Annotated in this window: 9 protein-coding genes; 3 read left to right on the top strand and 6 right to left on the bottom strand. The window is 69.9% G+C overall.

Annotated features, from left to right (window positions below; translation table 11 throughout):
* Positions 1-8 precede the first annotated feature (8 nt).
* The gene (locus HWX09_RS22700; protein ID WP_027786027.1) at positions 9-2,315 is read right to left on the bottom strand and encodes an ATP-binding protein; all 2,307 of its coding nucleotides are present in this window, start codon (positions 2,313-2,315) and stop codon (positions 9-11) included.
* Positions 2,316-2,434: 119 nt separating this feature from the next.
* Between HWX09_RS22700 and HWX09_RS22695 the strand changes: the two genes are divergently transcribed.
* Positions 2,435-3,130, top strand: a complete 696-nt coding sequence (locus HWX09_RS22695) for a PIG-L family deacetylase (protein WP_027786028.1) — start codon at positions 2,435-2,437, stop codon at positions 3,128-3,130.
* Positions 3,109-4,032, top strand: a complete 924-nt coding sequence (locus HWX09_RS22690; protein ID WP_027786029.1) for a glycosyltransferase — start codon at positions 3,109-3,111, stop codon at positions 4,030-4,032. The genes HWX09_RS22695 and HWX09_RS22690 overlap by 22 nt, the downstream gene beginning before the upstream one ends.
* A gap of 29 nt (positions 4,033-4,061) precedes the next feature.
* Here HWX09_RS22690 and HWX09_RS22685 read toward each other — a convergent pair whose 3' ends face one another.
* On the bottom strand, positions 4,062-5,429 hold the full coding sequence (locus tag HWX09_RS22685) for a sigma-54 dependent transcriptional regulator (RefSeq protein WP_027786030.1): 1,368 nt from the start codon (positions 5,427-5,429) through the stop codon (positions 4,062-4,064).
* A gap of 346 nt (positions 5,430-5,775) precedes the next feature.
* Between HWX09_RS22685 and HWX09_RS22680 the strand changes: the two genes are divergently transcribed.
* Complete coding sequence (locus HWX09_RS22680; RefSeq protein ID WP_027786031.1) at positions 5,776-6,834, top strand: sigma-54 dependent transcriptional regulator; 1,059 nt, start codon at positions 5,776-5,778, stop codon at positions 6,832-6,834.
* 46 nt (positions 6,835-6,880) lie between these two features.
* Here HWX09_RS22680 and HWX09_RS22675 read toward each other — a convergent pair whose 3' ends face one another.
* Genes HWX09_RS22675 through HWX09_RS22660 form a run of 4 tightly spaced genes read right to left on the bottom strand, consistent with a single transcriptional unit; the run spans position 6,881 to position 11,649 of the window.
* On the bottom strand, positions 6,881-7,831 hold the full coding sequence (locus tag HWX09_RS22675) for a glycosyltransferase family 4 protein (RefSeq protein ID WP_027786032.1): 951 nt from the start codon (positions 7,829-7,831) through the stop codon (positions 6,881-6,883).
* Positions 7,821-8,909 (bottom strand): glycosyltransferase family 9 protein, encoded by a 1,089-nt coding sequence (locus HWX09_RS22670; protein WP_027786033.1) that lies wholly within the window; start codon positions 8,907-8,909, stop codon positions 7,821-7,823. The genes HWX09_RS22675 and HWX09_RS22670 overlap by 11 nt, the downstream gene beginning before the upstream one ends.
* A complete protein-coding gene (locus tag HWX09_RS22665; protein ID WP_027786034.1) occupies positions 8,906-9,907 on the bottom strand; it encodes a glycosyltransferase in 1,002 nt (333 codons plus the stop codon). The genes HWX09_RS22670 and HWX09_RS22665 overlap by 4 nt, the downstream gene beginning before the upstream one ends.
* Positions 9,904-11,649 carry a carbamoyltransferase C-terminal domain-containing protein gene (locus HWX09_RS22660; protein WP_027786035.1) on the bottom strand — a complete coding sequence of 582 codons (1,746 nt, stop codon included), beginning with the start codon at positions 11,647-11,649 and terminating at the stop codon, positions 9,904-9,906. Before HWX09_RS22660 ends, HWX09_RS22665 begins: the two co-directional genes overlap by 4 nt.

Raw genomic sequence — 11,649 nt, 5'->3', positions numbered from 1 at the left:
GACGCGCGTCAGCCGTCGCGCTTCGTCACGTGCGCGATCTTCAGCGCCAGTTCGCGCACGTCGACCGGCTTGCACAGGTAGCCGTCGAAGCCGGCTTCCAGCGCGCGGCGTTCGTCGGCGAGGCCCGCATGCGCGGTGACGGCCAGCACGCGCACGTCGAGCGGACCGTTGTCGCCGTTCGTCGTGCCGCGCCGCAACGCGTCCAGCAGCCAGAAGCCGTCGCCGTCGGGCATCGCGAGATCGGACAGCACGACCGTCGGCCGCATGTCGGCCGCCATCGCGAGCGCCTCGCGGCCGGACGATGCGATCGCGACGGCCGCGCCGAACGTGGTGAGCGCGGCCGTGAGGCTGGCACGCGTGGTTGCATCGTCGTCGACGATCAGGATGCGCTGCGTATCGAGCACGAGCGCATCGCGACGGCTGCCCGCGTGCACGATCCCCCACGCCAACGCGCCGCCCGGCTGCCATCCGGCCGGCAGCGTCACCGTGAACGTCGTGCCGCGATCGCGGCCGGCGCTCGCGACGGTCACACGGCCCCCGTGCAGCTGCGCGATGTGTCGCACGATCGACAGGCCGAGACCGAGCCCGCGCCGCGGCGACGCGGGCGAATCGTCCGCCCGGCGGAACATGTCGAACACGTACGGGACGAATTCCGTCGCGATACCCTGCCCCGTATCGACGACGGTCAGCACCGCATGCGTGTCTTCGCGCGCGAGCCGGACCGTCACGCTGCCGCCGGCCGGTGTGAATTTCAGCGCATTCGAGATGAGGTTCGACAGCATCTGCCGCAACCGCTCGGCGTCGCCCGACACGATGCACGCGGACACGTCGCAGTCGAATTCGAGCATGATGCCCGCCGACGATGCGGCGGTCTGGAACGTGCCGACCTGGTCGGAGAACAGCCGCACGACGTCGACCGGCGTCGCGTCGAGCCGCAGCTTGCCGGTCGCGAGCGACGACGCATCGAGGATGTCGCCGACCATCCGCGTGAGCGAACGCGCGCTGCGGTCGATCGCGTCGATCGCCTGATGCTGCAACGCATGGTCGCCGGTATTGCGCAGCACCTCGATCCACCCGTAGATCACGTTCAGCGGCGTGCGCAATTCGTGCGACACCGTGGCCAGCAATTCGTCCTTCAGCCGGTTCGACGTGTCGGCCTGCTCGCGCGCATGGCGCGCGCCCTGCAGCGAGCGCTGGGCCCGCAGTTCGCGGCGGCGCTGCGCGCCGGTTTCGCGCAGCGTCAGCGACAGCGCGACGCAGGCCCGCGCATCGCCCTGCACCGGGCACGCCGATACCGTCGCCCGAAAACGCCGGCCGTCGCGCCGCACGCACAGCAGCTCGAGCGGGCCGACCGGCTCGCGCATCGCGTCGAACGATTTGGCGAGCGGATTGAGCCTCAGCCAGCGCGGCGCGATCAGCGTGTCGAACCGGCGGCCGCGCGCATCGGCCTCGTCGTATCCGAAGATCCGCTGCGCAGTGGGGTTCCAGCTCGCGATACGGCCGCCGGCGTCGATCCCGACGATCGCGTCCGGCGAGGCGTCGACGACCGCATGCTGCACCCGCGACGCGTCGACGCGCGCACGGTCCGCGCCGGCATCGCGCAGCAACAGCACCGCGCCGTCGAGGTTGCCGTCCGCATCGCCGAGCGGCGACGCGACCGCGACGATCGGCACCGGCTCGCCGTCGCCGGCCTGCAGCCAGTGCCGGTCCGACGTCGCCTCGGCGCCGCCGAGCGCGCGATCGAGCGGTGTGGTCGGCACGCGACGGCCTTCGTGGTCGACGATCCGCAGGACGTCGCGCACCGGCCGCCCGACCGCATCGTCCGCCTGGCAGCCGACGAGTTGGGCCGCCGCCGCGTTGAGATAGGTGAGCCGGCCTTTCGTATCGGTCGCGATCACACCGTGCGGCAGCGCGCCCAGCACGGCTTCGAGCTGCCGGCGCGCGGCCGCCTCGCGTCGGCTCGCGCGATCGTTCGTGACGCGCGTGTGATGCAGCATCGACGCGATCGCGCACACCAGCGCACCGACCAGCATGAACGTGCCGAGCTGCACGAGCCGCTCGGGCAGCGGCGCCGTATAAGCGGCCGGATCGGACAGGAACAGCGTCCAGACGAGCAGCCCGCTGACCACGGTCGACACGATCCCGAACAGGAACGACGTCGCCCACGCGGCGCCGGCGAGCAGCGGGTAATACAGCACGAACGGCAGATTCACGCCGCCGAACCGGATCGCGAGCGTCTGCAACACGGTCGCGATCGCGACCAGCATCACGGCCGTTGCGTAATTTCCGGCCTGCGGCCGTGCAATTTCGATCATTGAACACGCTCCTGCGGAAACAGTCGACAGCGGCCCGCGCGGGCGCCGCCGGCGGGCACGGCGCATGCTGGCCGATCGGCACCGGCGGCCCGGCCGCTCACGATGGAGATCTTCACGCCATGCCCGATCCGACACGCTGGCTCGTCGTCTCGCCGCATCTCGACGATGCCGTCTTCAGTTGCGGGCAACTGCTCGCGCAGGCGCCCGGTTCGATCGTCGTCACCGTATTCGCGGGGATTCCGCCGCGCGGCACGCCCGCGCCGCCATGGGATCGCCGCGCGGGGTTCCAGCAAGCCGACGAGGCGGTGCGAGCGCGCCGCGACGAAGACCGCCGCGCGCTCGCGCTGCTCGACGCGCACCCCGTGTGGCTCGACTTCCTCGACGATCAGTACGGCCTGCCGGCCACGTCGACCGCGATCGCCGCACGCGTGGCCGCGACGATCGACGCGCACCCGGGCTTCGGCGTGCTCGCGCCGGCCGGCCTGTTCCACCGCGATCACCTGCAGGTGCAGGAAGCCATGCTGTCGCTGTTGCGTGAAGACGAGCCGTCGCGCATCTGGCGCTTCTACGAGGACATGCCCTACCGCCGCATCGACGGGCTGATGGCCAGGCGCGTGATCGGCTGGCGCGAGCGCGGCTGGATCGCGCATCCGGTCGCGCCGCCGGCCGGCGGCGATACGGAAGGCGCCACCGCGAAAGCCGCCGCCGTCGAAGCCTATGCAAGCCAGGTAACGCTGTTCGAACCTCATATGCGCGCTGCTCTCCGCGAACCCGAAACGATCTGGCGGCTCGAATGCGACGTCACGTCCGCGTAACGCCCGCGCGCGTCGCGCTGCCGCCGGCCGAGCCGCGCGTGACCGCCGTCGTGCTGACCTGCCGGCGCGCCGCCGAACTCGCGCGCACGCTCGAACACCTTTCCGCGCTGCCCGACCGGCCGGCGATCGTCGTCGTCGACAACGCAGCCGACGCCGAGACGGCCACGCTGATCCGCGAGCGCTTTGCGCATGTCGCGCTCGTGCACGCGCCGGGCAACCTCGGCGCGGCCGGCCGCAATCTCGGCGTGGCCGTGGCCCGCACGCGCCATGTCGCGTTCTGCGACGACGACACGTGGTGGGCGCCCGGTTCGATCGCCGAAGCCGCGAACCTGCTCGACGCGTATCCGCACGTCGCGGCCGTCACCGCGCGCGTGCTCGTCGGCCCCGACCGGCGCGAGGACCCGACCTGCCGGTTGATGGCCGACAGCCCGCTGGACGCGCCCGTCGCGCTGCCGGGCCGGCCGATCCTCGGGCTGCTGGCCGGCGCGACCGCGTTCCGGCGCGACGCGTTCGTGCGCGCGGGCGGCTACCATCCGCGCTACTTTCTCGGCGGCGAGGAAGCGTTGCTCGCGCTCGACCTGACTCGCGCCGGCCACTGGCTCGTGTATGCGCCCCACCTGACGGTCCATCACCACCCGTCGGCGCTGCGCGACCGGCCTACGCGCGCGCGCACCGCCGCCCGCAACGCGGTATGGACGGCGTGGCTCAGATGGCCGGCCACGGCGGCGTGGCAGCATACGGTGCGCATGCTGCCGGTGCTGCGCCGCGAACGCGCGCTCCTGCGCACGTTCGCCGGCCTGCCGTGGATCCTGCGCGAACGACGTGCTATCCCGCCGCACGTCGAACGCATGCGTCGCCGGCTCGAGCGCGACACGCACCGCGAGGCCGAAACGGGTACGTGAGCGGGTACATGAGCGCGATCGAGGCCACATCAGGAATCCGGCTTTTCCGTTTCGTCTTCCAGTTGCGCGAGCCGGTTGTAGATCGTCTTCAGACTGACGTCGAGCACCTCGGCCGCCTGCGCCTTCACGCCGCCGCATTGCGCGATCGTGCCAAGGATCAGCTTGCGGTCGACCTCCTCGAGCGGCGTGCCGAACGGCACCGTGACGCGATCTTCATGCGAATCGACCATGCTGGACAGCTCGTCCATGATTGGTGGAGGCAGCGTCTCGATCACGTCGGCATCGGTGAAGATGCTCGCGCGCTGCACGAAGTTGCGCAGCTCGCGCACGTTGCCGGGCCATTCGTAGCTCTTCAGCGCCTCGCGTGCGGCGGGCGCGAAGCGCAGGTTGCGGCCGCTTTCCTCGTTGTAGCGCTGCAGGAACGCGTCGGCGAGCATCGGGATGTCGTCGCCGCGTTCGCGCAGCGACGGCAGCGGAATCGGGAACACGTTGATCCGGTGGAACAGGTCGGGCCGCAGCTTGCCGTCCGCCATCGCCGCTTCCGGGTCGCGGTTCGTCGCGGCGACGATACGCACGTCGACGTCGATCTCGCGCGTCGAGCCGAGCCGCGTGACGCGCCCGGTCTCCAGCACGCGCAGCAGCTTGACCTGCGATTCGACCGGCATCTCGGTGATTTCGTCGAGAAACAGCGTGCCGCCGTCCGCGCGTTCGAAGAAGCCCTTGTGCTGGCGTTCCGCGCCGGTGAAGCTGCCGCGGTCGTGGCCGAACATCTCGCTCTCGACGAGATTCGCGGCGATCGCGCCGCAGTTCACCGCGAGGAACGGGCCGCGCCGGCGCAGGCTGAGGTCGTGCACGGTCTGCGCGGCGAGCTCCTTGCCGGTGCCCGATTCGCCGGTGAGCAGCACCGACGCCTCGGTGCGCGCGACGCGGCCGATCGCGTCGTAGACGGCCTGCATCGCCGGCGAGCTGCCGAGCATGCGGCCGAACCGGCCGAGGCGCTGCAGTTCCGAGCGCAGCTCCGCGATTTCCTCGTGCAGCGCGGTCGTGCGAGGCACGCGCGCGAAGATGCTGTTGAGCCGCTGCATGTTGAGCGGCTTCACCAGATAGTCGGTCGCGCCGCGCCGCAACGCATCGATCGCGGTTTCGAGGCTCGCGTGGCCGGTGGTCAACACGATTTCGCAATGCCCGCGCTTGGGTAATGCGTCGAACAGATCCATCCCGTTGCCGTCGGGCAGCACGAGATCGCACAGCACGAGATCGGGGGTATGCGTCGAGACGAGCGTGCGCGCTTCTTCAAGCGTCGCGGCCGTATCGCACGTAAGCTGCTGCGTGCGCGCGAGCGTGGCCAGCATCGTTCGCGTATCGGCGTCGTCTTCGACGATCAGGACGTAAGGCATCGAGGCTCCTTGTAATGCGGCCCGGCGCATACGTGGGCCGGCACCGCGACCACGTGCAGCGTCATGCGCGTCAGCGAGCCCACGACGGCACTTTCAACGCTGCACACGAACGGGCAGACAAGCTGTCCTGCACTGAAAACGAGTGCTTAGCAGTATAGAAGAACGATGTCGTGCATTCGCCGCTCATCGAATAAATCTATCTGCCGGCGCAAGCTGCATTGCCAGATTCAATGTCGACGAATCGGTATAAAAGGTATCCTGCTTACGTGAAAGACGACGTATGCCACGTCGTTTTTTACCTGATCACGACACGTTCGGTCAAAACTTCCCAACCCGGTCATACCCCATGTCGAAATCCGACGATGACGGCACGCGACTGTTCGGTCGTTCGCGAACAATTCAGGATTTGCTGCTGAAAGTGTCGCGCGTCGCCGCCACCCGCCTGAGTGTGCTGGTGGTCGGCGAAAGCGGTGCGGGCAAGGATATCGTCGCCCGGCTCATTCACGACATGAGCCCGCGCCGGCGCGGGCCGTTCGTGCCCGTCAACTGCGGCGCGATTCCGAAGGACCTCGCGGAGTCGCAGTTGTTCGGTCACGAAAAAGGCAGCTTCACGGGCGCCGTGGCGCAACATGTCGGCATGTTCGAAGCCGCGCGCGGCGGCACGCTGTTTCTCGATGAAATCGCCGAGATGCCCGCCGAGCTGCAGGTCAAGCTGCTGCGCACGCTCGAAACCAACACGATCGTGCGCGTCGGCGGCCACGAGGCGATTCCGCTCGACGTGCGAATCGTCGCGGCCACCCACCACGATCCGGTCGAGGCATTGCGCAGCGGCAGGCTGCGCGAAGACCTGTTCTACCGGATCGCACCGGTCGCGCTGCACGTGCCCGCGCTCAGGCAGCGCGAGGACGACGTCGGCGACATCGCGCTGCAGATCGTCGAACGGCTGAACGCGCGGCACCGCACGAGGAAGCGCCTGTCGACGCAGGCGATGAAGGCGCTGCGCGCGTACACGTGGCCCGGCAACGTGCGCGAACTGCGCAACGCGCTGGAGCGCGCATTCATCCTCGCCGACGAGCAGATCGAACTGCAGTTGCCGCGCCGCCAGCCGCCGCGCGAGGAAGTGCGCCACAACGCGATGACGCTGCATATCGGCACGACGCTCGCGCATACGCAGCAGCGCTTCATCGTCGCGTCGCTGCGCCATTTCAACGGCGACAAGCCGCGCACCGCGAAGGCGCTCGGCATCAGCCTGAAAACGCTGTACAACCGCCTCGCGCTGCTGCCCGAAAACGAGCGCAATGCGGCCCGCGGCATCGCGCCGGCGGCGCCGAACGCCGCGAGCGGCGGCAGCGCGAGCGCTTCGCCGCCCTCACCGTCCGCTTCTCCGCCCGCGACGGCGCCGTGAATGCGGCGGCTCACGCCGCCTTCGTCACGTCGTCACGCCGCCGCCGTCACGCCGCCACGTCGCGCAATGCGGCGTCCCAGTCGCGCGCGAAGCGTTCGATGCCGAATCGCTCGCAGGCGTCGCGCCTGGCCGCCGCGCCCCACTCGCGCGCCAGTTCCTGATCGCGAATCAGCATCCGCATCGCGTCGATCAGCACGGCCGGCCGCGTATCGGCCACGCCGTTGCTGCCGGTCTTCACGAGTTGCGCCATCTCGGTCGTCGCGAGCGCGACGATCGGCAGCCCGATCATCATCGCCTCGATCACCGCGAGCCCGAGACTCGTGTAGCGAATCGGATTGAAGAAGAACCGGTAGTGCGACAGGAACTGCGGCAGCGCCGGGTTCGGCACTTCGCCGATCCCGCCGAGTTCGGTCGAGCCCATCCCGACCAGGTCGATCGGCACGCTGTGCCGCACGACCTCGAACAGGTCCGCGCCGAGGCGCCGGCCGCGGCGCGCGAGATTGTTCACCACGGCCACGCCCTTGGGCAGCGTGCCGTGATACTCGATGCCTTCCGGCATCAGCACGCCGTGCTCGATCACGCGCGTCGGCGTCACACCGTTGTCCCACATCAGCGCGTTGAACGGCGTCACGTGCACCAGCAACACGTTCGGATCCTGCACCGGATGCAGCGTGTCGGTCGGATGCTCGCGCGGCGGATCGTGCTCGACGAACAGCGTCGGCAGCGCGCGCTGCGCCTCGCTCAGCAGCCGCAGGCGGTCGTGCCGGTAATGATTCACGTGCTGGTACAGCACGCAGTCGAACTCGGTGTCGCGCACGCACTCGGCCGGCACCTCGTGCACGTTGTCGCCCCACGGCAGGTGCCCGACGCGGCCCGCATAGCCGGGCGGATGCTGCGGCTTCGTCACGATGTAGAAGTCGTGCGGCGCCTGCGACAGGTAATACAGATAGTTGCCATGCACGTGCCAGGTCAGCACGCGCAACCGCTTACGTGACATGACGTCTCTCCTCCGCGAGCAGTTCGCCCGCCCGGTCGATCACTTCGCCGACGCCGATCGCCGTCGCGCACTCGTGCCCGTACGGACACGTATCGAACATGCACGGCCGGCACGCCGGGTAGTTCGCGAGCACGCGATGGCGTTCGGCGTCGAGCGGCGCCCAGCGGGCCGTATCGCTGCCGCACGCGACGACGATACTCGGCGTGCCGAGCGCCGCCGCGACATGCGACACGCCCGTGTCGTTGCACAACAGCAGCCGCGCGCGGGCGATCAGCGCGGCGAGCGCGCCGAGCGGCGTGCGGCCACACAGGTTCACGCACGGCCGCCCGAGGTGCTCGGCGAACGCGCTCGCCAGCGCCAGTTCCGCGCGCGTGCCGGTCAGCACGATCTGCCAGCCGTCGTCGGCGAGCTGCCGCGCGGCGAGCGCGAAGCGTTCGACCGGCCAGCGCCGCGACGCCATCCGCGCGCCGGGATGGACGATCACGTAGCGACCGGGATCGAGCGCGTGTTCGTCGCAGAGCACGTGCCACAGCGCATAGTCGAGGCCGCCGAGCGGGAATTCGAGGTAGTCGCCCCAGTCCGCGTAGCCGAGCTTGCGCGTGAGCGCCAGATAGCGCGTCACTTCCGGTTCGTCGTCGCGCCACACGAGCGCGCAGTCGAGCGCGGCCGTGCCGCCGTCGGCCGGCACGAAACCGGCCGTGCGCGTCGCGCCGAGCGACGCGACGATCGCATTCGTGTGCGCGCCGCTGCCGTGCAGCTGGATCGCGAGATCGAAATCGCGCGAACGGCATTCGGCGACGAACGCCTCGCGCGCGGCCGCGTCGGGTTCGGGCTGTTCGGCGAGCCCCGGCGCGCCGGGGAATGCGATGAAACCGTCGATGTAGTCCGAAAAGCGCGATGCGAACTCGCGGGCCCACGGCAGGCCGATCAACGTGATGCGCGCATCCGGTTCGCCGCGCCGCAGCGCGCGCAGCGCGGGCACCGCGCACAGCATGTCGCCGAGCTGCAGCGCGCGGAACACGGCGATCCGCTTCGGGCCGCGCCGGCCGTCGGAATCGACGTTGGGGTCGAGCTTCATAGGAACAGTACTCGGAAGTGAAGCGCGCCGCGCATGCGCCAATACAGCGACACGGGCGGAATCGCGATGGACGTGACGATCATCTCGGCCACGTGCGACGCCGTGAGCTGCGTGCCGCGCAATCGTTTCGCGCAGAACCCCGCGGTAATCGCGGCCCACACCGCCGCGCAGGCGATGGCCGGCGCCGGCAAGCCGGCCGCGAGGCAGCCAAGCGCGCCGAGCGCGGCCAGCACGGCCGCGTAGTAATGCCACGGCGGCACCGGCCGGATATGACGCCGGTAAGTCGCGCGATGCTTCTTGTACAGCAGCGCGTCGAAATACACCTTCGACTGCGCGCCGATGCTCGATCCCCAGCGTGCGGGACGCACCGGATGCACGATGCGTGCGGCGTCGGCCTCGACGATCGGCCCCGCATGCTCGCGCAGCGCGAACATCAGGTCGGCATCCTCGCGCCACGCGCGCGTGAAGCGTTCGTCGAAGCCGCCGACGCGTTCGAGCGCCGCGCGCCGCACGAAGCAGTTCGCGGTCGCGAATTCCGCATGTGCGAGCCCGGCCGCATCGCGTTCGTAGTCGGTCGGGCACGGCCGCAGCGGCACGTCGATCCGGCCGGCCGCGGCCGCCGCCGACGGCTCGGCCAGCAGCGCGTCGGCGCCGTGGCGCAGCCAGGTCGGGTCGGGAATCGTGTCGTCGTCGGTGAACGCGATCAGCGCGCCGCACGCGCTGCGCCAGCCGACGTTGCGCGCGCCGGCCGGGCCCTGCGTGTCGGGCGCGGTCATGTAGCGGATCGCCGGCACGTCGGTCACGCGCGTGCGGCACGCATCGACGACGGCGCGCGCACTGCCGGCCGGATCGTCGTCCACGACGACGATCTCGTAGGTGGTCGGATCGAACACCTGCACGCACAGCGCGTCGAGGCAGCGTGCGAGCAGGTCGGGCCGCCGGTAGGTGGGCACGACGACCGACACGACCGGCGGCAGATGCGTGTCGCGCGCGTTCATCTGGGTTTCTCCAGCAGGAACGGGCCGATCACGAGCGCGTCGAGCGGCGACGTCCAGAAGCATTCGATCGCGTCTCGCGGCGAACATACGATCGGCTCGCCGCGCGTGTTGAACGACGTGTTGACGAGCACCGGCACGCCGGTGAGCGCGTCGAACTCGGTCAGCAGCGCATGCAGCAGCGGATGCTGCGTGTCGTCTACGGTCTGCACGCGCGCGGTGCCGTCGATGTGGCGCACCGCCGGAATCTTCGCGGCGCGCTCGGGCACGACGTCGTAGACGAACAGCATGAACGGCGCGCGCAGCGGCGTGACTCGGCCGCCGCTGAACCAGTGATGCGCACGGTCTTCGAGCACGACCGGCGCGACCGGCCGGAAATCCTCGCGATCCTTGATCCGGTTCAGCTTGCGCTGCATGTCCGGGTCGATCGGCGACGCGAGGATCGACCGTGCGCCGAGCGCGCGCGGGCCGAATTCCATGCGCCCCTGGAACCAGCCGATCACGCGGTTCGCCGCGAGCAGCGCGGCCGTCTGCGCGGCCACGTCGGCGAGCCGCCGGTACGGCAACTGCGCTTCCTTCAGGAACGCCTCGATCGTATCGTCGTCGTAAGCCGGCCCGAGATACGCATGGTCCATCCGCCAGGCGCCGCGCTCGCCGCGCATCCGGAAGTCGGTCCACAGCGCGGCGCCGAGCGCCGTGCCCGCGTCGCCTGCGGCCGGCTGCACCCACACGTCGTCGAACGGGCCGCGATCGCGGATCTTCGCGTTCATCACGCAGTTCAGCGCGACGCCGCCCGCCATCGCGAGCTGCCGCTCGCCGGTTTCCGCGGCCAGCCAGTCGACCGCCTGCAGCGTCGTCTCCTCGAGCACCAGCTGCAACGCATGCGCGATGTCGCAATGATGCGGCTCGATCGGACCGCCGCGTTCGCGCGGCGGCCCGAATTGCGCGGCCAGATCCGCGTCGATCACGTCGTAACGCCCTTCGCCGCGATACTGCACGAGCTTGCGCATCTCGTCGGCGAACACCGGCTTGCCGTACGACGCGAGCGCCATCACCTTGTATTCGTCGGACGAGTGCAGGAAGCCGAGATAGCGGGTCACGCGCTCGTACAGCAGCCCGAGCGAATGCGGCAGGTTGACCTGCCCGAGCCGCCGGTACGAGCGGCCGTCGAACACGCCGTAGCTCGTCGTCGCGCGCTCGCCGCGCCCGTCCATCGTCATCACCGCGCAGCGCTCGAACGGTGCCGCGAGAAACGCGCTCGCCTCGTGCGCGAGATGGTGCTCGATGAAATGCCAGCGGAACGGCCCGTCGTGCGTGACGCCGCGAAAGCGCCGCTGCAGATGATGCGGCACGCCGCCCGCGAGCTGGCGCGGCGCGTTGACGATCGACGACAGGAACAGCGGATGCCACGGCGATGCGCCGTCTTCGCGCGGCGCATGCGCGGACGGCGACAGCGGCAAGGTCAGCGACGGCGCCGTGCCTTCGCGGTCGAGTTCGAACCACGGGTCGTACGAATATGCGACGTGGTCCACGTCCGCGAGCGTGATGCCGGCTTCCGCGAGGCAATAGTCGATCGCGTGAAAGGGCAGCTCCCAGGTCGAGAACGGCACCGGGCGCTTCGCGTGCTTCACGTGCGTGAAGCGTTCGTCCTCGGCCGCCGCGATCACGACGCCGTCGCGCACGATGCACGCGGCGCTGTCGTGGAAAGCGGCATTGATGCCGAGCGTATGGATCGGGTCAGGCAT

Source organism: Burkholderia sp. BCC1208, from assembly GCF_902833095.1.
Classification (GTDB): domain Bacteria; phylum Pseudomonadota; class Gammaproteobacteria; order Burkholderiales; family Burkholderiaceae; genus Burkholderia.
Note: the sequence above shows the minus strand (reverse complement) of the source record. Positions and strands in the feature narration are given on the sequence as shown.